18 protein-coding genes are annotated in these 24549 nt (G+C 53.0%); 9 read left to right on the forward strand and 9 right to left on the reverse strand.

The window, feature by feature from the left end; genetic code table 11:
* The first annotated feature begins 16 nt into the window (after positions 1 to 16).
* The 3 genes from PsAD26_RS22505 (at position 17) to PsAD26_RS22515 (ending at position 3724) form a co-directional block, all read left to right on the forward strand.
* Entirely contained in the window at positions 17 to 541 is a 525-nt protein-coding gene (locus tag PsAD26_RS22505; protein WP_063312195.1) for a GrpB family protein, read from the forward strand.
* A gap of 71 nt (positions 542 to 612) precedes the next feature.
* Complete coding sequence (locus PsAD26_RS22510) at positions 613 to 1788, forward strand: VWA domain-containing protein (RefSeq protein ID WP_063312196.1); 1176 nt, start codon at positions 613 to 615, stop codon at positions 1786 to 1788.
* Positions 1789 to 2020: 232 nt separating this feature from the next.
* Complete coding sequence (locus PsAD26_RS22515; RefSeq protein WP_208985813.1) at positions 2021 to 3724, forward strand: DUF3011 domain-containing protein; 1704 nt, start codon at positions 2021 to 2023, stop codon at positions 3722 to 3724.
* Between the two features lie 6 nt (positions 3725 to 3730).
* Here the strand turns inward: PsAD26_RS22515 and PsAD26_RS22520 are convergent, their stop codons facing one another.
* Positions 3731 to 4516, reverse strand: coding sequence for a helix-turn-helix transcriptional regulator (locus tag PsAD26_RS22520; RefSeq protein ID WP_063312197.1), 786 nt, complete (start codon positions 4514 to 4516; stop codon positions 3731 to 3733).
* 108 nt (positions 4517 to 4624) lie between these two features.
* On the opposite strand from PsAD26_RS22520, the gene PsAD26_RS22525 reads away from it, so the two are divergent.
* Positions 4625 to 5842, forward strand: coding sequence for an MFS transporter (locus PsAD26_RS22525; RefSeq protein WP_063312198.1), 1218 nt, complete (start codon positions 4625 to 4627; stop codon positions 5840 to 5842).
* 70 nt (positions 5843 to 5912) lie between these two features.
* Here PsAD26_RS22525 and PsAD26_RS22530 read toward each other — a convergent pair whose 3' ends face one another.
* From PsAD26_RS22530 to PsAD26_RS29870, 3 genes are all read right to left on the reverse strand, one after another.
* Positions 5913 to 6233 (reverse strand): 2Fe-2S iron-sulfur cluster-binding protein, encoded by a 321-nt coding sequence (locus PsAD26_RS22530; protein WP_008547474.1) that lies wholly within the window; start codon positions 6231 to 6233, stop codon positions 5913 to 5915.
* 121 nt (positions 6234 to 6354) lie between these two features.
* The gene (locus tag PsAD26_RS22535; protein ID WP_063312199.1) at positions 6355 to 6639 is read right to left on the reverse strand and encodes an Hpt domain-containing protein; all 285 of its coding nucleotides are present in this window, start codon (positions 6637 to 6639) and stop codon (positions 6355 to 6357) included.
* Between the two features lie 333 nt (positions 6640 to 6972).
* Positions 6973 to 7134, reverse strand: coding sequence for a hypothetical protein (locus PsAD26_RS29870; RefSeq protein ID WP_208985814.1), 162 nt, complete (start codon positions 7132 to 7134; stop codon positions 6973 to 6975).
* A 521-nt stretch (positions 7135 to 7655) separates the two neighbouring features.
* Here PsAD26_RS29870 and PsAD26_RS22545 point away from each other — a divergent pair.
* Positions 7656 to 14924, forward strand: coding sequence for a hypothetical protein (locus PsAD26_RS22545; protein WP_063312200.1), 7269 nt, complete (start codon positions 7656 to 7658; stop codon positions 14922 to 14924).
* Between the two features lie 240 nt (positions 14925 to 15164).
* A complete protein-coding gene (locus tag PsAD26_RS22550) occupies positions 15165 to 16469 on the forward strand; it encodes a cyclopropane-fatty-acyl-phospholipid synthase family protein (RefSeq protein WP_063312201.1) in 1305 nt (434 codons plus the stop codon).
* Between the two features lie 75 nt (positions 16470 to 16544).
* Here the strand turns inward: PsAD26_RS22550 and PsAD26_RS22555 are convergent, their stop codons facing one another.
* Complete coding sequence (locus PsAD26_RS22555) at positions 16545 to 17150, reverse strand: LysE/ArgO family amino acid transporter (protein WP_063312202.1); 606 nt, start codon at positions 17148 to 17150, stop codon at positions 16545 to 16547.
* 100 nt (positions 17151 to 17250) lie between these two features.
* On the opposite strand from PsAD26_RS22555, the gene PsAD26_RS22560 reads away from it, so the two are divergent.
* The 3 genes from PsAD26_RS22560 (at position 17251) to PsAD26_RS22570 (ending at position 19747) form a co-directional block, all read left to right on the forward strand.
* Positions 17251 to 18135, forward strand: a complete 885-nt coding sequence (locus PsAD26_RS22560) for a LysR family transcriptional regulator ArgP (protein WP_063312203.1) — start codon at positions 17251 to 17253, stop codon at positions 18133 to 18135.
* 269 nt (positions 18136 to 18404) lie between these two features.
* Complete coding sequence (locus tag PsAD26_RS22565; RefSeq protein ID WP_063312204.1) at positions 18405 to 19346, forward strand: 3-hydroxyacyl-CoA dehydrogenase NAD-binding domain-containing protein; 942 nt, start codon at positions 18405 to 18407, stop codon at positions 19344 to 19346.
* Positions 19347 to 19438: 92 nt separating this feature from the next.
* Positions 19439 to 19747, forward strand: coding sequence for a cupin domain-containing protein (locus tag PsAD26_RS22570; RefSeq protein WP_063312205.1), 309 nt, complete (start codon positions 19439 to 19441; stop codon positions 19745 to 19747).
* Positions 19748 to 19766: 19 nt separating this feature from the next.
* Here PsAD26_RS22570 and PsAD26_RS22575 read toward each other — a convergent pair whose 3' ends face one another.
* The 4 genes from PsAD26_RS22575 to PsAD26_RS22590 are packed head-to-tail and all read right to left on the reverse strand — an operon-like array spanning position 19767 to position 24485.
* Positions 19767 to 20558: an ABC-type transport auxiliary lipoprotein family protein gene (locus PsAD26_RS22575; protein WP_208981987.1), complete on the reverse strand. Its 792-nt coding sequence runs from the start codon at positions 20556 to 20558 to the stop codon at positions 19767 to 19769.
* Positions 20559 to 20568: 10 nt separating this feature from the next.
* A complete protein-coding gene (locus tag PsAD26_RS22580; protein ID WP_063312207.1) occupies positions 20569 to 22506 on the reverse strand; it encodes an MlaD family protein in 1938 nt (645 codons plus the stop codon).
* Between the two features lie 9 nt (positions 22507 to 22515).
* On the reverse strand, positions 22516 to 23331 hold the full coding sequence (locus PsAD26_RS22585; RefSeq protein ID WP_063312208.1) for an ABC transporter ATP-binding protein: 816 nt from the start codon (positions 23329 to 23331) through the stop codon (positions 22516 to 22518).
* A 5-nt stretch (positions 23332 to 23336) separates the two neighbouring features.
* Complete coding sequence (locus PsAD26_RS22590; protein ID WP_063312209.1) at positions 23337 to 24485, reverse strand: ABC transporter permease; 1149 nt, start codon at positions 24483 to 24485, stop codon at positions 23337 to 23339.
* Positions 24486 to 24549: the final 64 nt, after the last annotated feature.

Raw genomic sequence — 24549 nt, forward strand, 5'->3', positions numbered from 1 at the left:
GGCGGCAGACACAGCTATGATCACACGCAAAGTCAAAGTGGTAGATGCACAAGACAACTGGGCCGAAGAGTTCCGGCTGGAGCAAGAAATTTTGCGTGAGCTGCTCGGAGATATTGTCGAAGACATTCACCACATTGGCAGCACTTCTGTACCAGCCCTTGCTGCCAAACCAATTATCGACATCCTGCTGGAAGTCTCCAGCATCACAGCACTCGATGCTCAATCTGCAAAGCTGATCAATCTCGGCTATGTTGCCAAAGGCGAGAACGGTATTGAAGGCCGCCGCTACTTCGAAAAAGGCGGAGACAACCGCACCCACCACCTCCATGCGTTCAAATCAGGAGATCCACACGTCTACCAGCATCTGGCCTTTCGTGATTACCTGAAAGCACACCCTGACGTTCGCGAGAAATACGCCCACCTGAAGAAGAAGACGGCACAGGAGGTCAACGGAGACGTCGAAGCCTATCGTGAAGGCAAGAATGATTTCGTTGAACTACATCTAGCCAAAGCAATTGACTGGGCAAGAGGCTCCTATTGATCCCTATGCTTTTGCCTAAGGTGTCAATTGCACTCTCGACACTGCACCGCTCAATCGCATAATGTGACCCCATGTTTATTCAGTTTTTCGAAGAGCTAAAATCCGCAGGCCTGCCCGTATCCGTACGCGAGTATCTTACGCTTATGGAAGCGCTGGACGTTGATCTGGCCGGCAAGCGCGTAGAGGATTTTTACTTCCTCGCCCGCGCAACATTGGTCAAAGATGAATCCAACCTAGATAAGTTTGATCGCGTCTTTGGCCACACGTTCAACGGATTGGACCTGATGAGCGAAGTGGCAACCACAGACATTCCAGAGGAGTGGCTGCGCAAGCTCACAGAAAAACATCTTTCTGAGGAAGAGAAGAAGCTTATCGAATCCATGGGCGGCTTTGAGAAGCTCATGGAAACACTTCAAAAACGGTTGGAAGAACAGAAAGAGCGCCATCAGGGCGGCAACAAATGGATCGGGACAGGCGGTACATCCCCATTCGGCGCGTATGGCTACAACCCTGAAGGCATTCGGATTGGACAGGACGGCAGCCGCCATCGCCGCGCCGTCAAGGTTTGGGACAAGCGTGAGTTCAAGGATCTGGATGACACGGTTGAACTAGGCACCCGCAACATCAAGGTGGCCCTGAAGCGCCTGCGTAAATTCGCCAGAACCGGAGCAGCTGATGAGTTGGATCTGGACAACACGATCAAATCCACCGCCCACAAAGGCCTGCTCGACATCCAAATGCGCCCGGAACGGCGCAACTCAGTCAAAGTACTTCTATTCTTTGACATCGGCGGCTCAATGGATGACCACATTCGCGTCTGCGAAGAACTGTTCTCTGCTGCCAAAACCGAATTCAAGGTGATGGAATACTTCTACTTCCACAACTGCCTCTATGAGTTCGTCTGGAAAAACAATCACCGCCGCCACACAGAGCGCATCAACACGATGGACGTACTCCATAAATATCCAAGCGATTACAAAGTGATCTTTATTGGCGACGCTTCAATGAGCCCCTATGAGATCACTTATCCCGGCGGTTCAGTCGAACATTGGAACGAAGAAGCAGGCAACGTCTGGTTAAAACGCGTGACAGACCTTTATCAAAAAGCAGTCTGGCTCAATCCGGTACGGGAAAAGCATTGGGATTACACCCATTCCATCGGCATGATGAAAGAGTTGTTTGATCAGCGCATGTACCCTCTCACCCTGGAAGGTATGGATTCCGCCATGAAGGAACTTGTGCGCTAGAGCGTGTTCCGCTTGATTGGATTCAATCAAACGACACAGCGCATTTAACCTCCCTTTTTTGTAATTTTACAACTAGACTGCAAGTAGCATTGAGATCTAGACAGCAACCGCGCTTGGCAAAAAGCATGCTTCACACCTGTTTTGGAGTAGAAGCTGCAACACGCTTTCAGCTGGGCGCAAGCTGATTGCGTTAGGCAACAAGTGCACCAGAAGGGCTAAGAGAGGCTATGCTGTGAGCAAATCTATTTTGTGGCAACTGTTTACAAGGACATCGGCAGGCACCATCGCCTTCATTGCACCGTTCCTTGCTGCCAATGCCAACGCGACAACAATTCCGCCCATTAACTCGCTTATTCCAGCGCTCATAATTGAAAGCTGCCTCGACAAATCCGATGCAGCTTTGGACAGCCCGGAATTCATCGATTGCCTGACCAACACCCTCACCAGAAAACCTGAGGGCGATAACATACATAGCAGCGACCCGACGCACAGGCCTTCAACAGCAAACCATATCGCCAACACGCCAGATCGTCTTGATGGCACCAACGTGGTTGTTTGTGCTTCTGAGAATGCTGGCTACACCAAATGCAAGATCTCGAACGCCAACCGCAATTACGTCCAGTTGCTGCGCCAGACCTCTTCAGCGCTCTGCAAACTCAATGAAAGCTGGGGCGTCGTCCCGTCACATCTTTGGACGGATAAAGGCTGTTCTGGCATCTTCTATGTTGGCAACAAACCGTACGCTCGCAAAACCGTAAATACGGTAAGTGCCAGTTCGTCTTCGCTAAAGAAACAGATCAAGTCCGCCAGCTCAGGTGGTGTGATCACCCCCATTCCGCAACTTCCTGAATTTACGAAGGACGGATGGCGCAAATGTGCCCTTGAATTTCAAGTCTGTGAGTTGCCTTACGCGACAACGGTTCGCTTCGGCAGACCCGGCGCGTTTTATGAAAAGACAGCGAAAGGTGATGTTCATTGCCGGACTGACTTCTTCGGAGACCCAGATCCTGCCGCAAGAAAAGCATGTTATTACAAGCTGAAGCGGGATAGCACATCTCCACAGGCAGCACCTCCAACGCAGGTTGTGACACAAGACTTACCACCATTGAAAAACAGCCAGATCGCGCCGGAAGATGACCTGGTAATCAATGTAGCCGAACCACTCTGGAAGGCCCGCCGCGCTTGCTCCACACTGGGCAGTAAGATCATTGCGACCAAGAACTCCCTGTCAGAGATGCCGCCTGTCTACCTGGGTCTCGGCACCTTCACCAATCAGCAGATGAACCAGAAACCGGTACTGGTACGAACAGGAGACAAGCTCGCGGGCCGCGGTGTCTACCAAAGTCAGGGCATGTACGTGCCCTTCAACTTCTCCTGCGCCCTCAACAGCAACGGAAGAGCGGCTCAACACTTTGTTTTCCATGAGCAAAACACAGACCTCATAACACAAGACCTTCTGCCAAACCCCGATAAGTTCCTTCAGGAAAAAGCTCCATTGAATGGATTTGACGGTCCTTATGTCTGGGTGTCAGGCCTTCCAACAGGTGCAGGCGACAAGAGCGCTGTTCTGGTCCATGGCGTGCCAGAAACAGACGACACAGACTTTTTTGCCCGCTGCCTAGCTGGAAGCGGTGACATCGAGATTATGTTTCAGTCAACCGTCCCTGCACTCCAGGAAGGCGATAGTATCCTGATTTCGCTAAGCACGAGACGCTTCAAGGAAAGCTATGTTGGCGTCGGCAGTTCATTGAATCAGGAGGCCGGTGTTTCCCTGCCACTCCTCACTTTGAGTAATGGCTCCTCGCTCTGGAACCGAATGGTGCGAGACAACGAACTGAAGATCAATCTGGGCGGCTATGCTATCTACAACGTAAGCCTCAAAGGCAGCGCTAAGCACGTTCGCAACTTCATCAGCGCATGCAGCGCCAGCAAATAACCTAGGCTACGCAGTCTTGAAGTATTTGCCCGGCGTCGTGCCAAAGGCTTTGCGGAACTGAGAAATAAACGGACTTGGCCCTTCATAGCCAAGTTTGAAAGCCACATCACCCACACTTCGGCCTGCTGAGAGCAGCTCCAAAGCACGAAACAGCTTGGCCTGCCCACACCATTTGCGATAACTCCAGCCCGTCTCATCAAAGAACCGCCGCTCAAACGTGCGCTGGGACATAAGCGTCCGCTCCGCAGCATCCGCAAGGCTCGGCAGGTGCGCAGGGCATGACAGGATAGACTGGCAAAGCTCTTTCAAAAGCGCGTGGTTGACTGGCATCGGCAATTGCAGCGGCGCATCTGGTAAACTCTTCAATTGATCAACAATCACCTGCGCAATCCGCGCTGTCGCCCCATCAAGCGCATAGTCCCGGGGCGCTGCCATAATCTCCTGTATCAGCTCGCGTAAGAGCGGCGTCACCTGCACCACAACAGGCTTATCGGAAAGCCGCTCAGACCAGTCCTCTCGCAGATACAGGCTTCGAAACTGTGTTTTGATCGGATAGACAGTCCGATGCACCATACCTCCGGGAACCCAGACTGCACGCTCTGGCGGTACAACAAATGTCCCCTCCTCGGTAAACACCGTCGTGGACCCTTGCATGATATGAACCAGCTGCCCGCGTGAATGCGCATGCGGCTCCCCCTGCCCACCGATGGGCATATCTACCGCATAAGCAACAATGGGTTGCGGACGATCCACCTCATGTGGGTCTGCAAAAACATCAGCATGAATGGGCATCAAACACCTCTTGGCGACTTCAAGATATTTTTTGGCAAACTAGTGCTATCACGTAAACAAACTTTTCGCTTACTTAATTGCAAAACTCATTTCTAAGAACGAAGCACCATGTTGAATATCATTAAAGACATCAGAGCCGACTGGCGCTCACCCTTTGTATTTTTGTTGGTCCTCACCGTCGCCTCACAGCTCTCATTTTCTGTGTGGTGGAACCTCATCAATAACTTTGCAGTCAACACGCTCGATTTCACCGGCCAAGAAATCGGCATTCAGCAGTCCATCCGCGAAATCCCCGGCCTGCTGGCATTCACTGTCATTTTCATGCTGTTGATCTTCAAAGAACAAACGTTCACGCTGATCTCTTTGGGTCTGATGGGCTTCGGCATTGCAATCACCGGATACTTCCCATCCGCGATTGGCTTTTATGCCACCACCCTCATCATGTCTTTCGGCTTCCACTACTACGAGACGCTCATGCAGTCTCTATCCCTGCAGTGGTTACCCAAGAAAGACGCCCCGGCACTGCTCGGACAAATTATTGCGGTCTCATCACTGGTCTCACTGTGCATCTACGGCTCGATCATGATCGGTTGGAAGACGTTTGACCTATCCTATGAGCAAGTGTTCCTGTGGGCAGGCATTGCAGGCATGGCTCTAACTATCTTTGCAGCCTTTGCCTTCCCAAAGTACAAAGCACACGTGGAACAGCACAAAAAGCTGATCCTGCGCAAACGCTATTGGCTGTACTATGCGCTCACCTTCATGAGTGGTGCCCGCCGTCAAATCTTTACAGTCTTCGCAGGCTTCCTGATGGTCGAACGCTTTGGCTACGAAGTGCATGAAGTTGCAGCGCTGTTTCTGCTGAATGGCGCAATCAACATGTTCCTCGCTCCAAAGATCGGTGCGTTCATCGGTCGGGTTGGTGAGCGGACTGCGTTGACCTGCGAATATGTCGGACTAATCATCGTTTTCCTGTCCTACGCCTTCGTCACCAACGTGTACGTGGCTGGCACTCTTTACGTGATTGATCATGCTTTCTTCGCCATGGCCATCGCGATGAAGACCTACTTCCAGAAGATCGCAAACCCAGCAGACATCGCACCAACATCAGCGGTAGACTTCACGATCAACCACATCGCAGCTGTGGTGATTCCGGTGGTCTTCGGCACGATCTGGCTTTTCTCCCCTGCACTGGTGTTCATCGCAGGCGCATCCATGGCTGCCGTCAGCCTGATCTTGAGCCGCATGATCCCGCGCAATCCAGAACCTGGCATGGAAACCGTTTGGGTCCCTGCCCGTCAGCCACAAGCCGTCGGCGCTGAGTAAGCATTCCATTACCCAACAAAAAAGGCTGGCCCAATCGGACCAGCCTTTTTTCATTCAAGCTCTGCACTGCTTAGCTCTGGCTCTCTGGAATGTGAACCACGAGACCATCCATTTCGTCAGTCACACGGATCTGACAGGAAAGGCGAGACGTATCACGAACGTCCTGAGCAAAGTCGAGCATATCTTCTTCCATAGGCTCTGGTTCACCAGTCTTGTCATTCCACGCTGGGTCCACGTACACGTGACAGGTCGCGCAAGCGCAGGCACCACCACATTCCGCTTCAATTCCAGGAACCATGTTCTTAATCGCGTTCTCCATAACGGTAGAACCGGCAGCAGCATCCACCTCATGGCTTTCACCTGATGAGGTGATGAAAGTAATCTTTGGCATATTTAAAGTCGTCCCGACCCTGATTGGCTTATTCTGTTGTCTTCAGATACATGCAGGCGCCCAGCTATTCAAGAACTTCTGGGCCAGACCTTATGGTCAAACCCGCGCAGCCAATCTCGCATTACAAATTCCGCAGCTTTGAAAGATCCGCAGACACCTCCGTAAGGCAAGTCTCAACAGTCACCAGCAATGGCACAGCTCCGTTCGCAGCTTCCTGCTCAGCTTGCTCCAGCGCCTCCCCAAGCGCAAACGCACCAACACCGCGCGCAGAGCCTTTAAAGCGATGTAGCAAAGCACGAAGGGCTTCTGTTCCCATTGTCTCGCACAATCCCCGACGAAACTCTTCTATCTGGTGAGCAAACATCTCCAGGATCTGACCTTGCAAATCCGGGTCATCAAACGTCACAGAAGAGAAGTGATCCCTACATATAGCACTTGTAGTTTTATGTAGTTCCATAGCCAAGTTTACGTTAGGCCTCCAAACACAGCCAAGTGACTCAAAGTTATCGCGATATTCGGAAAGTTGATTCGCTTGAGTGACTCAAACCCTGCCACCACCAAGACTCTGCAGTGACTCTACCCCTCATTTCCCATAGGCAACGGAATCTAGTCCCCAAAAGAAAACACAGGTTTTTATTTCATGGTTAACAAGATCCTACCGCCCAGATTCAAATCTAGACTCGTGACCTCGTCACCGGCTCTCACTGCCATTACACGTTAAAATTGACAAGACGCTCTGTTAAAGATGGTTAACAAGATTTTTCGAATTACCATCACGCTCCAGCATCGCACGTCCCGTATCGGTCAGCTTACAAACGAGCCAATCCGGCTTCAACGGGTTGGAAAACCAAGGCTCCGCCCACCCTGCTGCAATACACGCCCGCACAGTTGCAGCTGGCACTTGTCGACCGCTCTCATCGAACAGCGGTTACTTTCCACCTGCTTCGTTAAGACCTCGCCTTAACCATTTGAGTTGCGTGGGACTCGGACGATTGGAACCTTTAGAACTGACTGGAGAATTTTCGCGATTAGCCATAGTGAGTTCCCCCCAAAATTGCTGCCTGTGACTTATCGTAGGGCACCTAAAAATCCCGGCAACTTCTGTTGTACAGTCCACCGGATTGTGCCATTAGGTTAAGGGTAGCTGCAAGGTGGGGAAATCTAAATCTTAAGGTATCGTTAACATTAACGGTCCGCTTTGATTCTGAAAACTCCCTGTTTTTGGCCCTAGAAGTTCGACGGTGCTCTCAATTCAGAGCTGTCGGATTGCATGGGGCGAAACCTATTGTTGTCTGAAATGCTTTCTTGTTTGGGAGGAATGTATTTCGCGTAGGACGGACACCTTGTGGTGACGGCGCCGGCACAAAAGGCGAAAAATGTGCTGACGACCGGCAAGTAGAGAGTACGGACGCGAGGCGAGATATGGCGAACACCCCGAAGGCGAAAGCTCCATCGGAAGTGGCTCTGTCAGCGGTAGAAGAAGCCCTTCAGGCTGATTTTGGCGCTCCACAAGAGTCTATTTTATCCAGTGAACAGGAGAGCACCACTGCGGAACCCCCGCAAATGTCTGCTAGCCCTGCAACGGAGTCTGTAACAACAGCTCCTTCCTCTGATAAAAAACTGGCTCAGCTTGTAGAAGAAAATCAAGCTCCGAGACAGGTTCGCAAACGTGGCCGTGGTGGCCGCCCGCCCACAGCAAGCAATGATGACCGCCAGTCCATTGGCTCACTGATGTTTGCTCTGCAGCGCAAGCCTTCTGCAGCTCCGTTCTGGTTCGCATTTGCAGTTTCCGTTGTCTGGGCCAGCCTTGGCTTGGCAATGTCCTGGGGCTCATTCGCTGCTCAGCTTGAAAAATCATCCTCCTTCTCAGGCGTATTTGAAAACCCGACGCTGGTTCTCATTTCCGTCTTTATTGTTGTTCCAATTGCATTTGTCTGGGTTATGGCTCTCCTGTTCTGGCGAGCACAGGAAATGCGCAACGTCGCACGCGGCATGACGGAAGTTGCTCTTCGTCTTGCTGAGCCTGAAGATGTTGCAAAAGAAAGCATCCTGAACGTTGGTCAGGCAATCCGCCGCGAAGCTGCCGCCATGGGCGACGGCATTGAACGCGCGATTGCACGTGCCAGCGAGCTGGAAGTTCTCATTCATAAGGAAGTCTCTTCCCTTGAGAACTCTTATAATGACAACGAACTGAAAATTCGCCGTCTGGTGGAAGAACTTGTCAGCCAGCGTGAAGCCATTCAGGCAAACGCAGAGCTGGTTCGTGAAACCATCTCCGGCTCCCACGAAAATCTTGCATCACAACTCGCGAACACATCAGAGGAATTCGCCTCCTCTGTTGATCGTGCCCGGGAACGCCTAACCGGTTCGATCGACGCTACGCTTGAGCAGATGACAAGCAAGATCGAAAATCGCGTCACAGAAGCAACCGACAGCTTCACTGAAGCTGGTAGCGAAATGGTCTCCTCGCTGACCGTTCGCTCCGATGATTATGTCGAGCGCCTCACCTCTACCGGCTCAGAGCTGGTTGAAACACTCTCCGACACCGGCTCCAAGCTCTCTGAAACACTTCACGAGCGCGGTTCTTCCATCAATGAAGAGTTCTCCTCTACCGCAAACTCCTTCATTGATAACCTGACCGAGCGCGGCACAGACCTCAACACCCGTCTTTCTGAAACCTCAGAAGCACTCGTTGACAATCTGGCGAGCCGCAGCGATGAAATCACCGCTTCCCTGTCCTCCACCGGAACTGAAATTGTTGAGGGTCTTTCCACTCGCGGCAATGAAATCAGCGACCTGTTGGCAGAACGCGGCGATGCTCTGAACGCAACACTCGGTGCTGCTGGCGCAGAACTGTCTGCAACCATCACAGACCAGACAGAAGCCATGAAAGGCGTTCTGCAGGCGCAGGGTACTGAGCTGACGGCCTCTATCGAAGAGACCGTCTCTTCTGTAACGGCACAGTTTGTTGGAGCAAGCTCTGACCTGACACAAACTCTGGTAACCACATCCGGTGATGTTGTTGGCCAGATCAGTGCAGCAAACACAGAACTCAACTCCACACTGACCAACGGTCTGTCCGAGTTTACATCCAGCGTTTCGCAAACCAGCGGCGAGCTGGCACAGACACTGGTGATCACCACATCAACCGTTACCGAGCAGCTAACCGAAGCAAATGCGTCCCTCACCGATACGCTCAACGTTTCCGTTCAGTCCATCAGCTCTGCTGCTGAGGGCGCAAGCTCGCAGATTGGCGCTGTTCTTTCAAACGGCGTTACAGAGTTGAGCACAAGCGTCACAAGCGCAAGCTCCGAACTCTCGCAAGCTCTGGCAACAACAACCTCCACTGTGACCGATCAGATCAACAGTGCGAACGACACCCTGACAGAAACAATGAACCTTGGTATTGTTTCCATTAACCAGAGTGTCGAAACCGCAGGTTCCGAGCTGACAACGACACTTCTCACCGCTTCCAGCGAAGTCACTGAGAAGATCACTACAGCAAACGACAACCTGACTGAGACCCTGAAGGGTGGCATCGATACCATCACCCGTACAGTGGATGGCGTCAGCGGCGAACTCTCTCAGTCTCTGGACAGCGGCGTTGAGCTTCTGTCTCAAACGGTTAGCAACACAACCTCTGTTATGGCAGAGACAATGGAAAGCGGCGTAGCTAATCTCAACGAGAGTGTTTACGGCGTATCCGCACAGCTGACAGAAACACTGGACACCAGCGCATCCAACTTCACAGCATCTGTATCCGGCGCGACCGCCAACATCACAGAAGCTCTGGAAGATGGCGTCTCCAGTCTCAGCACCACTGTTTCTGGTGCAAAAGAGCATATCTCCGAGGCTTTGGAGGGCGGCGTTGTCACACTCAGCGAAACCGTCAATGCTGCAGGTTCCCAGATCTCTACGATTATGGACAGCGGTGTGGGCAGCCTGACCGACTCGGTCAAAACTGCAGACACAATCATTTCCGAAACGCTGAACACAGGCGTCGGCAACCTCAGTGAAACCGTCAATGCAGCAAGCTCCCAGATCTCAACGATCATGGACAGCGGTGTGGGCAGCCTGACCGACTCGGTCAAAACTGCAAACACGATCATTTCCGAAACGCTGGATACAGGCGTCGGCAGCCTCAACGAAACCGTCAATTCCGCAAGCACACAAATCTCAACGCTTATGGAAACCGGTGTTGGCAGCTTGAACGAGACTGTAAACACCGCCAATACTCAGCTGACAGATACGCTGAACCTGACAGTCACAACAGTTTCCGATCAGTTCGGCAGTGCAAACGCGCAGCTGCATGAAACGCTCGAAACTTCTATCTCTGGCATCACCAATCACTTCACCTCCGCAAGCACACGTCTTTCCGACGAGATCCTTACCCGTGGTGAAGAAATCAACGCCAATCTGTCTCTCACAAGTGGCCGCCTGATCGATACGATCACAGGCCGCACCGAAGAGATGATGGGTGTTGTTGATGAGCGTGTGACCAATCTGGACACTGCCCTGCGCTCAACCGGCGAACAGGCAGCAGAAGGCATTGCAAATCGTGGTCGCGAGATCAATGAAGCAATAGCTGTTCAGTGCACCGACTTCATCGACACACTGTCCCACCGCTCCACTGAGGTTTCCGAAGTGTTGCGCGGCGCTGGTGAAAGCATCATTGCAGATCTGTCCCTACGTGGTGGTGACATCGCAACCCGTCTGGATGACACGGCAAACACACTCGGCACAACCATCACAGTTAGCGGCAGCGAGCTGGCTGACCGTCTTGGCAACGTCAGCACTCAGATCTATGAGAGCATCACCATCAACGGTGCTGAGCTGGATCAGCGTCTGGCAGAGCGCGGTGCAGAAGTTGCTGACACCATCAGCAAACAGACATCCGCCTTCAAGACCGCTCTTGAAAGCACAACAACCGACATCACCGGCGCACTTGGCCTGCGCACGGAGGAACTGGCTGACAAACTGGCTGACACCGGTACACAGCTGGCATACCTCATCGGCTCTCGTGGTGAGCGCGTAACAGCTGATCTGACCGAAATCGGCGATCGCATTACCGAAACCCTCGACATCCGTGGCCGTGCTTTGAACGATGGCCTGGCAAGCAAACTGGCAGAACTGGAACAGGTTGTTACCGAAAGCGGTTCCGATCTTGTTCAGTCCCTCGATTTGCGCAGTCAGAACATCGGCGAATCCTTCGACAATCGCATCGAGACACTCGACGCGAAACTCGAAGAACGCACCAACACCTTTGAGCAGAGCTTCGATACACGCGCAGCAGCCCTCACCGAGACCATCGAAAGCCGCACCACCAAGCTGGCAGACGCGGTCGAACAGGGCACTGGCATCATCGCAAGCACTCTGGAAGAGAAAACCCAATCCATCTCCAGGATCCTCGAAGATCGTACCGACATCATTGCGGTCAATCTCTCCGAGCGTGTGGAACAGGTTGGCGTCTCACTCTCCAATCGTGCAGAGAAGATCGGCGAAATCCTCGCGCAGCGTTCCGAAGCTATCGAAGAGACAATCTCCACAAGCCTGTCCACCTTCGATCAGGCAGTCGGCGACAAGGTCGAAGCAGCTGCAACTGTCATCTCTGACCGTGCAGAACACCTTGCAGACTCTCTGTCCACTGGCACAGAGCGCATCGATCAGGCTCTGGACGCACGCGCCAAGCAGATCTCCGAAACTCTGGTCAGCCGCACCCGCGAGATTGCCAAGGCATTCCACGACGGTCAGACCGAGATCAACGAAGCGCTCGACAGCCGTCTGGAAGAAGCTGGCAGCATCATCGTTCAGCAGTCCAAGAACCTCACCGACGCTTTGTTCGAGCAGGTCGCAGAGATCAACGTTTCTCTTGGCTCCAAAGTGTTCGAAGTTGCAGAAACACTCGACACCCGCTCCAAAGCCCTCGAAACGATCCTCAACGATCGCCTCGAAGCAATCTCCTCCACCATGGGAGACGAGAGCGAGAAGGCAGCAACCACGCTTACAAGCGCAATGGCAGAGGCAACCTCTTCTCTTGGCTCCGAAAGCACCCGTGTTCGCGACCTTATCCTCGAAGTCGTTGGTCAGGCATCCGATCGCCTTGCTCAGGAACGTGACCTCACAACCGAGAAGGTTGTCAGCAGCGTAGAGCAGCTTTCCGGCACACTGAGCAAAGAAGGCGAGCGTCTGCAGGAAATCGTTTCCAACTCCATCGGCGAAGCCCGTAACTCTCTGGAAGGCGAAGGCGAGAAAGCAGCAGCAGCTGTTTCCGATGCCATGGCAACCGTACGCGGTACGCTTACCAAGGAAGGCGACGAAGTCGCACAGCGCGTTCTCAGCACTGTGGCTCAGGCAGCTAACGCTCTGGCCGTGGAAAGCGAAAACGCCCGCGCCATGTACACCGCAACCCTTGCTGAAATGTCTGGCGCCCTCACCGGCGAAAGCGACAAGGTTCGTGGTGATCTGTCCCAGACTATCGAGCTGGTAACTGGCCGCCTTTCCGCAGAAAGCGAACGCTCCAAGACGATCCTCGCAGAATCTGCAGAAGACGTCCGCAAGCTTCTGGCTGGCGAAACCGACGAAGTTCGTGCTCGCGTCTTCACCACCATCGAAGAAGCAGCAGGCACCTTGTCCACCCGCGTCAAGTCCGTGGCAGACGAGCTGCTGGTTAAAGCCGAGAACCTCAACGATGCCTTCGGCAGCCGCTCTGCTGAGCTTTCCGAGATCATCGGCAAGGACGGCAGCGAGTTGATCACTGCCATCGAAAACCGCGCTCATGACCTCACCACACGCGTCAACGAAGTCCAGAACGCAATTCTGGATGCAGTGGCCGTGAAGGGCCGTGAGGTCTCTGACCGCTTCGCACAGAACGGTCTGCAGGCAACACGCGATTTGGTTGAAGCTGGCGACAAGATCGTGACTGCAATCGATGAGCGCAGCAACATCGCAACAACCCGTCTGGACGACAGCCGCGAGCGTATGCAGGCCGACATGAACGTCCTGCTCAACGCAGTCTCCACAAAGGGTCAGGAAGTTGCAGAGACCGTCACCCGTCAGGGTGCAGTCGCAACCGATGCTCTGACACAAACCATCGACGGCATCGGCAACACCATCGAAGATCGCACCCGGATGGCTGTGAACGTGATGACAGGTACCAAAGAGCGTCTGGAAACAGATGTCTCCGAAATCCTGACACGCCTCAACGCATCCAACGGAAGCCTTCGTCAGATCCTTGCATCCGCAAGTGAGAACCTGTCTGAAGTTGAAACCAACCTCGCAAACCGTGCAGGTGAGTTCAGAACCGCGATCGACCGTGCTGTTACCGAGACTGAAGCAGCAAACGCCACCATCGAGAACCAGGTCGGCCAGCTCCGCAACACAACACATACCGTGCTTGCAGACGCTGCGAAGATCGCAGGTCGCATGGAAGACCAGAACCAGCTTCTCGGTCAGGCCATTGCAGATCTGGAAGCAACCAATACCCATGTTGACAGTCGCTTCACAGACCGCCGCATGGCAATCGAAATGGTTGCAGACACGCTGATCAAGAAAACCTCTGATGTTGAAGTGCTCATGGCGAACTACACCAACACCCTTGGTGATACGCTTGAAGTTGCTGACGACAAGGCCCGCGAAGTTTCCGGCATGCTCCGTGCTGCTGCAGAAGCTGCGACCAAGTCTGTAACTGAGCAGTTCGAAAGCATGCGCATGACCGCTGGTATGGAAGGTCAGAAGGCACGTGACGCAGTTAAAGCTGCCCACGATGATATCCTTCATGACATGAAGTCCACCGTCACTGAAGCATCCGAGCGCTTTACCGATGCAACATCCCGCATGCGTGAAGTTGCCCGTTCAGTGCACCATGAGCTGGAAGCAACCCGCTCTGAATTGAATGCAGGTATTCTGGCTCTGCCAGATGAAGCAGAAGCATCTACCTCTGCACTGCGTCGCATCGTGAGCGAACAGGTGAAGGCACTGGAGGAACTCTCCACAATCGTGTCCCGCCAGTCTTCTCAGTTCGATGTGTCCACGCCAGCAGAACCAGCCCGCGCAGTCAACGCTGCTCCGGCAGCTGTGGCAGCAACCAGCCAGTATGCAGCAGCTGAAGCACCAACACTGCAGCAAGTTGCAGCCACCGGCGCAAAACCTGCCCGCATGGCCCCGTCCCCTCGCCGCATGGAAGCACCTGCTCCACGCGCAAAGCGTCCGCAGCCAGCGCCAGCAGCTGCTCCGCAGGGAAACGGCACATCCAAGGGCTGGATCAGCGACCTGCTCCGCCGCGCATCAGACGATGAAGACACAATGGGCGGACATCCGCGTGACACAGCAAACGCACGCACCCCGCAGCACATGGTTGAATCCCTCAACTCCCTGAGCATGGACATTGCTCGTGCAGTTGATCATGAAACCTTTGTGGATCTGTGGGAGCGTTACAAGCGTGGCGAACGTGATGTCTTCACCCGCCGTCTATACACCCTGCAAGGTCAGCAAACCTTCGACGAGATCCGTCAGAAATATGGCCGCGATCCTGAGTTCCGCAGCGCAGTTGAGCGTTACATTCAGGACTTCGAGCAACTTCTGTCCCAGGTCTCCAGAAGCGACAGCGACAATCAGCTCGGTCAGACCTACCTGACCTCTGATACTGGCAAGGTTTACACTATGCTTGCTCACGCAAGTGGCCGCTTCGACTAAGCGCTGCAGACATTCAAAATCAAAAAAGGCTCCTGATATTTTCAGGAGCCTTTTTTGTTGGTTCAGCACAGCTACGCCAGCCGTCATACCCGCTGCTTTTGTGTTTTGCCTCTCACACCTTTCAGTTTTTGCGATCTTCGACCCCAAAACCCTCTCATTCGCATCCTACAACTCGGGGATGTTTGATCCTCTGAGTTAGCGATAGGGTGTGCTTCACAAGAGCAAAGGCGGATAAGAGCAATGCAGGCAACGTGGCGGCTAAATTCCTTAAAAAACGCATTGGAACACATCCATTCAACAATGCAGCTGAAGTTCGGGTTCCGGTTGTGGGATGGGACACACGTTCCCGCCAATCCGCCCACCGCGATTATTGCAATCAATGACCCCGGTGTGATCTCGGCCCTTATGCGCCGCCCTAAGATTGAGACACTCGTCGATGCATGGGTGCAAAAGCGGATCGATATCGAAGGGGTCAACCTCTTCGAAATGGCAGAACTGCGGCCAGCTGGAAAGGTCAGCAAGCTGGCCAAAAAACTGAACCGTCGTCTTCTCGTAAAAGCTGCTCTCCCCTTCCTTTTCGCCCCCTCAAAACAGCGGACAAGCTCAGACATAAAAGGGGAAGGTGCCCGGGATGGCAGTGAGACCTCTAATAAACGTAACATCGCGCATCACTATGATGTCTCAAATGAGTTCTACGCATTATTCCTTGATGAGCAAATGCTCTACACCTGCGCTTACTTTACGAAGGCCGAAAACACACTGGACCAGGCTCAGCGCGACAAACTGGATATGATCTGCCGAAAGTTGCGACTGGAACCGGGAGACCACCTGTTGGATATCGGGTGTGGTTGGGGTGCTCTCATTTGCCATGCAGCAGAGCACTACGGCGTCAAAGCAAAGGGCGTAACTCTCTCTGAGCAGCAAGTCCTGCTGGGCCGCAAAATCATAGCAGAACGGGGCTTGGAAGACCGTGTCTCAATCGAACTGCAGGATTTCTCCAAACTCACCGGCACTTTCACAAAGATCTCGTCCATCGGCATGTTTGAACATGTCGGCCTCGCCAATCACGAAGGATACTTCCAGGCTGTGAAGCGCCTGCTGGAGCCCCGCGGAATTTACCTTCACCATGCCATTACAAGACCAGGCAAACGCACAGAGAAGAAGTTCAGGAAAAAGCCCGCAGAATACAAAGCACTGATCCGCTACATCTTCCCCGGCGGTGAATTGGACCACATTGGCATGAGCCTCCGCAACCTTGAGGCTACAGGCTTTGAAGTGCACGATGTGGAAGGCTGGCGCGAACACTATGCTTACACCACATCCCACTGGGCAACACGGCTTGTGGCACGCAAAGAGGAGGCGATAGCACTGGTGGGAGAAGAAACCTTCAGAATGTGGGCGCTGTATCTGGCAGGCGTATCACTGGCATTCGAGCGCGGCTCAGCACAAATTTTCCAGACAGTCGCGACCCGAAAAACAAAAAGCTTCTCGGGAATGCCCCTGACACGAGCCTCCTTGTACAAACGAGAGAATGAGACCTGTTAGCGATCAGGATATCGGAGGAACTGATCATCATCTCAAACTCCATGGCTCACAGGCCTCTTGCTGCGATAGCGACGATCAGCTCACCAGAGCAAATGCGATGGCCCACATGACAACGGCAATGACGCCATCAAGAACCCTCCATGAGATGGGACTTGCAAATATTGGTCGCAGCAAGCGGGCACCATATCCCAGAGAGAAGAAGAACACGAAGGACGCGACAACAGCCCCCATGCCAAAAATGTACTCAGCTCCTTCATGGCGACTTGCAACAGAACCAACGAGCAGCACCGTATCCAGATAAACATGCGGGTTCAAAAACGTAAGCGACAACACGACAGCAAGCGTACCAACCACACCAGCCGCTTTACCCTCATTGAGGCTGAGAACCGCCCCTCCCTTGATCGCCGATAAAGCACTGCGCGCACCATAAAGTGTCAGGAAGGCCGCCCCGCCATACCGTAAAAATGGCTCTAACTCCGGAATTCTTGCAGATATAGCGGCAAGACTGGATATTCCAATCGTAATCAAGAAAGCATCACTGACTGCGCATGTGATGCAAGTCAGGAAAACATGCTCTCCTCGCAAACCCTGCCTCAGCACAAAAGCGTTTTGCGAACCAATTGCGAAGATCAAACTAAGACCAAGTGAAAAGCCAGAAAAGGCGACTGATAACACTGACATTGCGCTTCCTAAGAGGGAATGGGAACTCATTGCCAACTTGACTATAACGGCCACCAACATTAGTAAAATTCAAATATCTACTCCTACATTAGAGATTCTAATGAACTTCGATCGCGCGCAGCTGGACGCATTCGCATCAATCCTAACAACCGGCACATTCGAGAGAGCCGCACAGCATCTCGGCATCACGCAATCCGCAGTGTCTCAGCGCCTGAAGTCCCTTGAAGAGAAGCTTGGCTGTGTCCTCATAATACGAGGCACACCATGTGTAGCCACCACTCAAGGAGAAGTGCTGCTCCGCCATGCCAACGAAGTTGCTTTGCTGGAGAAACAGGTCAAAGAGGAAATTGGCTTTTCAAGTGAGGCGAGCAACCTGACAAGCCTCCAGATAGCAGTCAACGCAGACAGCCTTGCCACGTGGTTCATAGATGCACTCGCACAGGTTGACGGCTTTCTGTTCGACCTGAAGATTGACGATCAGAACCACAGTGCAGACTGGCTGCGACGCGGGGAAGTTCAGGCTGCTGTCAGTGCGGAACCAACTCCTATACGCGGATGCGATTGCTTTCCATTGGGCGCTCTGCGTTACCGTGCGACCGCAAGCCCGGCATTCGTAAAGCGATGGTTTCCGGATGGCATAACCCTTGAGGCACTAAAGCTCTCCCCAGCACTCACTTACAACGTCAAAGACACGCTGCAGACAGAGTGGTTACGCTCGGTTTTTGGTGAAAGCATTTTCCCAAACACCCATTGGCTCCCAAGCCCTCAGGCGTTTATCGACGCCACAGTCAATCACATCGGTTGGGGCATGAACCCAAGCATTCTGGTCGATCCACTCATTGAGCAAGAGAAGCTGGTTGAGCTGATCCCGGACACGCCATTCGACACAAAACTCTTCTGGCATACAAGCAGGTCAACAGCTCACACAATACAGCCCCTCACAACAGCCATACGCCATGCAGCAAGGTCAGCACTGGCTGACTAAGGTCAGATGTGAGTAGACCGACTTACACATAAACATAACCTATGCCTGAGTGACGCCCCTCCTTCACGCGGCGAACCTTTATTATTGGAACTTAGCCATAACAAGCGTCCCAGTTTTACAGAGCACGCACATACGCTTTGGTACAAATTGCTAAATTGACCAAGAAATCAACATCATAGTAGTTCTGCCTACCTGCACCAGTGTATCGGGCACGCCACCGCATCAAACTGAGCAGCTCCTTCTCATCGGGCAACGCAAGGAATGCTGACATGAACCACCCAAACATCGCAATTCTCGGGGCCGGAACAATCGGAATGAGTTGGGCAGCGCTGTTTGCAGCCACGGGTCGGCAGGTCACGGTTTATGATCCCTCACCAGAGACAGAAGACCGGGTGACCACTCTGGTGAAAAATGCCACAGAAACGCTTGCTGCGCTTGGATGGCAACATGCCGGTGACACTTCAAAATTGCAATTTACAAATGACCCTGTGGCAGCAGTATCAGATGCGGACTTCATTCAGGAGAGCGTGCCTGAACGGCTGGAGATTAAACATGGGCTCTACCAACAGATCGAACCACACCTGAAACCAGAAGTCATCATTGGCAGTTCAACCTCCGGCTTGAAGCTCTCTGAGATGCAGGCAGGATTTCACAACCCAGGCCGTTTCATCTTGGCCCATCCGTTCAATCCGCCACATCTCATCCCATTGGTGGAGCTGATGGACAACGAGAAAACGGATGCTGGCGTACTCCAATCGGCAAAAGACTTTTACGAAAGCATCGGCAAAGTCTGCGTACGCTTAAATAAAGAAGTTCCCGGGCACATTGCAAACCGGCTACAGGCAGCAATCTGGCGCGAGACCATTCATCTTGCGATGGAAGGTGTCGCAAGCGTCGAGGATATCGACAAAGCCGCTGCTTACGGCCCCGGCCTCCGTTGGGCCGCTATGGGTCCAAACACACTCTTGCATTTGGGCGGCGGTGAAGGCGGTATCCGTTCGTTCTGTGATCACCTCGGCGGGCCTTTCCAAAGCTGGTGGGACGATCTTGGCTCCCCAAGGATCACACCAGAGGTGGTGGATACACTCGAAGATGGCGTGAAAGCCTCATTGGAAAACACATCCATGCAGGAACTGGCAAAGCGCCGAGATGATCTCGTTCTGCAATATGTCTTGTCGGGGCAAACCAAGAAAGAGAAAAGCCCAGCCTAAGCCAAGCTGACATCCAGCCCATCAAGCGCTGGTCCTATGTTTTTTTCCAACCCGTCCCTACCATGAGCACATGCACAACAAAGGAGAGTGCAATGTGCTCATCAACAGGCTCGGCAAAACCGACAGTTCTGATCGAGAATGACCGCGTAAAAGTCACCGAATGGCGGTTCAAACAACGCGGAGACAACACGGGCTGGCATCACCATGCCTACGACTACATCGTAGTCCCGCTCTTTGATGGTGCTCTGGAAATCAATTTAGGCAATGGGGAAACAGTGGAAGCCGCTATGCAAAACGGTGTTCCATACTTCAAAGAGATTGGCGTAGAGCATGATGTCATCAACGCCAACAACTTCGAATGCGCATTCGTCGAAATTGAACTTCTTGAAGCGCGTCGATAAACACCGGATTTGAACCCGCCTACTTCGTCGTCCCTGCGACCTCGATCGCAGCCGGTGCAGCAGCAGCCACTTGCCGCTTACCTGCGTCCTGCTGGCTGTTCAGTGCGGCGCGTTTGGCAGCGGCCTTTGCGCGGGGAATGCGACCGACAGTATTGATAGACCAGCTGGTGATCTGGGCGAGCACATTGTCTGAGGCAGCATTAAGTGCCGGAATTGCATCAGTGACAGTATCGCCAGTTGTTGGCACACTCGCCGCAAAGACACGCATGCCGATGGAGCGGCCATCCCGGTCATCCACGATACGGGCAGCCACTTCCACATAGGCTTTGTCACCACCGTCCACCTGCAGCTCAAAAGCCCGCAAAGTGGTTTGCAGTTGGTAGTCGATCAACAACCCCTGCCCCGGTTGCGAAACACCACGCAGCTTGCCGGTGTTCTCCAGCGTCTCAACGAGCTTCGCCTGAAAGACGCGCGGCAGTGTGTCTGTCCATGCCACTTTCGGGAAGTAGGAGTAAATTGGGCCACCGCCCTGTGTCACAGCAATATTGCTCGTATCCAATGCCTGAAGAGCAACAGGTGTCGCCACAAGCATTTGATAATCAGAGGCACGGACTTTAACAGGAACATCGCGCGGTGCAGTCAAGCCATACAAAGCTTCAGGGCCACTTGCCCCACACCCTGCAAGACCACCCAGCAGAACGGCACCAACAACGATTTTTTTAAGTGTCGAACCGAACACGCCGAGCTCCAGCCTACTGCCATTAGCCACTCGCACGTTTTCGAGTCGCTTATCTACATTTTTGTCAAACATTTTAAAAAACTCAACGCCGCTGCGCACCATTAAAGACAGGTGTGTCCGATCCGCCGAAAATCACGCGATTTGGGTTACGGTCAAAATTGCTCACAGCACGCCGAATTTCAATAAGTGTCTGGTTTAACTGCTGCATTGCTGCAGTAAAGTCCTGTCCGCCTTGTTGGCTTAGTTTCAACAGGGCAGCAGAGATTGGCTCTGCCCGCAAGGCAAACGCATCCGCAACCTTGCGAATGGAAGCCGCAGCCTCAGTCGCTTCCTTGATGAAGCCCTGCCCATCAGCTGAAACCATGCCGTCTACTTTCTCCAAAATCGTGTTCACACGAACGGAGGCAGCGTTCAGGTTTGTCGCAATGCTCTTCGCCTGGTCAATCACTTTATCGACGTCCGGCACCTTCTTCTTCAGCTCGCTCGTCATGTCATTGACAGATTTCGCAGCATTCTGAATTTCATCAATCGCTTTGGCGAGGTCTGGTGTCTTCTCAGCAAGAGTAGTCGCTACCTTGTCAGCGGAAGCAACAATATTGGAGACCTTTGCAGGGTCGATGGCTTCCACAATGCTGTTGGTATTCGAGATCAGAGAGTTCGCATTGTCCATCGTCTCGCTCAACTGATCAGAGGCAGCGCTCAGGTTCGTCCCAACCTCACGGGCAGAAACAATCACGCTGTCGATCTCCTTATTACGCCCGGCAATGGTATTGCTCACTTCACGAATATTCGCTGTGGCAGCGCCCGCATCATCAATAACCTTTGCAATCACCTGATCTTTGTCAGAAAGCGTTTTGGTCACCGTTTCAACCGATGACACGATGTTTCTGACTTGCTCAGATTTCACCATGCTCAGGATACGGTTTGCATTCTTCGTGGTCAGCACGATCTCATTGGATGCTGTCTCAGCGTTCGTCACGATACGGTCGATAGCATCCTTGTTCTTGGTCAGCTCAAGGGTCAACTCCCGCGCATTTTCCGCAACAACAGAGGCTGAGGAGAGCATGGTATTGATATCACCACGACGCTCAGTCAGCACACCACCAAGATCGGACGCACCTTTCAAGATACGCGCAACCTCCTCAGGCTTAACAGCTCCAATTACAGCTTCAATCTGATCAAGCTCATCGGAAAGCTCTGTTGTGAAGTTTACCAGCTGATCAGAGGCCAGCTTACCATTGGCAATGATGTCGCCAACACCATCTGCAGAGGCAGACAGTTTCTTGGTCATGACCTCAACATTGGTAACGATCTCACCCAGCTTGTCCGGGGGGACATTCGCCAGCAGGTCTTCACCGCGATCAACCAGTTTGCCAATCCGGCCCGAGAGCCCCGTCAGCGCTTTACTTGTCTCCGTCACACCAGCAAGAAAATCATCAACGCCCTTGGCATTGTTTGCCAGTGCCTGAGTAAAGACCTCGACGTTCTTTATGGTCTTTTCCACTTCAGGCCGCGCAGTCATCACCAGCTCATCAATATGCGCCAGTGTGGAATCCGCCTTGCGCATGATGTCTTTGGCACCCTCCAGCAAATCCTCAAACTGGGACCTGCGTGCATACATGACCGGAATAGTATCAGCTGCTTTGGAGAACAGCGCCGGACTGTCAGAGGATCCACCGGACAGATCCACATAAGCCACACCTGTCAGTCCGGTAAACCCAAGAGATGCAACAGTGTCACGGCGCAGCGGAGCATTGGCATCAACGCGCACAATCGCAACAACAAGCTTGGGGTTTTCAGGATCATAAGTCAGCGCACTCACATCGCCGATCTTGATGCCATTAAACAGCACCTGACCACCAATCGGCAGACCAGTAACAGCTCCGGGGAAAATGATTTTGACGTCACGACGGCTTGAGCGGTCACCCGCACTCAACAGCCAGAACGTAAACAGAAAGGCAATGCCAACAACAGTTAGAACGAATGCACCAATGGCGATGTTATTTGCGCGGGTTTCCATGCATCCTCCTCACACCCGTTTGAGGGCACGTGCCCCGCGGAAATAGGACTTAACCCAAGGGTGCTCCACCTGCATCATTTCCTCAATGGTTCCCTCAACCAGAACCCTGCGTTCGCCCAAAACGGCAATACGATCACAAATACTATGCAGACTATCCAGATCATGGGTTACCATGTAAACCGTGAGCCCCAGAGTTTCTTTCAGTTTTACAATAAGATCATCAAAATCAGCCGCTCCGATCGGATCAAGACCGGAAGTGGGCTCATCTAGGAACAATAAGTCAGGGTCCAGCGACAAGGACCGGGCCAACGCAGCCCTTTTGATCATGCCACCGGAAAGTTCAGAAGGCAGCTTGTCTGCAGCATCCAGAGGCAGCCCAACCATCTCAATCTTCAGCAAAGCCAGCTCATCCCGCAATCGCGGCGAGAGCTTCAGGTGCTCACGCATCGGCACCTGAATATTCTGCTTCACGGTGAGAGACGAAAACAAAGCCCCCTGCTGGAACAACACACCCCAGCGCTGCTCAATCTCGCGGCGCATGGCATCTGTTGCCTCATCGAAATCTTGCCCAAACACCTCAATGGAACCGGACCGTCGCGGCGTCAGCCCCAGCACAGCCCGCATAAGCACGGACTTGCCCATGCCCGAGGCACCAACAAAACCAAGCACTTCACCACGGTAAACATCCATGTTCAGGTTCTCAAGAACCAGTTTGTTTCCAAAGCCGACGGTAACATCCCGCACCCGAAGCAAAATCTCCCGATCATCAGTCGCACGATGACCTGAGCCCAATCCATTCACCGGTCCTGATTGTCCTAGTCCCATACTGGTTAAAACCCGATAGACGCGAAGAACACAGCAAAAACTCCATCCACCACGATGACCATAAATATAGCTTTCACAACAGAAACAGTCGTATGACGCCCAAGCGACTCAGAAGAGCCCTCAACTTTCATACCTTCCATACACGCGATAAGTCCGATGATCAGGGCCATGAACGGCGCTTTCACAATGCCAACCATCAATGTGTCGACAGTAACAGCCGCCTGTAGTTGTGCAATGAAGGAGTGTGGCACAATGCCCAGATACCACCAACAGGTCAGCCCCGCCCCAAACAACGCCGCGATGTTCGCCAGAAACACGAGGATCGGAAGCGCAATCATCAATGCCACCAGACGCGGCAGGATCAACACCTCGGTTACCCGTAAGCCGGTCACCTGAAGCGCATCAATCTCTTCCTGCATCTTCATGGACCCAAGCTCTGCCGTGTAAGCAGAACCGGACCGGCCAGCCACCATAATGGCTGTCAGAATAACGCCAATTTCGCGCAAAACCAGAATGCCGGAGAGGTCCACCACAAAGATCTCAGCACCAAACTGCTTCAGATAAAACCCGCCCTGCTGCGCAATAATTCCGCCAATCAGAAAGCTCATCAGGCAAACAATCGGAACCGCACCCATGCAGGAGCGCTGAAACTGAACGCCAATGGAGATTGGCCGTAGCCGGCTTGGATGCGTCGCTGCCGCTGTGATAATCGCGGTCAGGCTACCCAGCATTGCCAGAACGTCACGCGTATCACGACCCAACTGGCGCGTCGCCTCCCCCACAGCCTCCAGATAATTGACGAAAGAGTTACCAGAGTGTTCTTCGGCAGGATTGTCGACGTCTTCCCGATCAACTTCCTTCAGCAGGATGTCAAAACGTTCATCCTCGTAGATGAACTTAACCTCTCGCCCCTGCTCAGCTTGCTCCATCTGGAACCGCTGCAGCAACCAGGCACCAGCCGTATCAAGAAAACTAACCGCCTTTAAATCCACGCAAATTACGGAATGGCTCAGTTTGGACGCAGTCTGATTGATGAGTTTTTCGCAAGTAGAACCCTGCCGGATACCCCAGGCGCCGGAAGCCGTAAGCAAAAGTAACGCACCGTCTTCAGCAGTTACCAGGCCCGGCGCATCCATTTTATCAGTCAGCTTCATCACTGGACCCTGCGCCCTATAATCCAAAAATCCTATTGATCCTATACAGCTTTCTGTAGTGTGT

Origin of the sequence: Pseudovibrio sp. Ad26 (genome assembly GCF_001623285.1) — a bacterium.
Lineage (GTDB): Bacteria > Pseudomonadota > Alphaproteobacteria > Rhizobiales > Stappiaceae > Pseudovibrio > Pseudovibrio ascidiaceicola.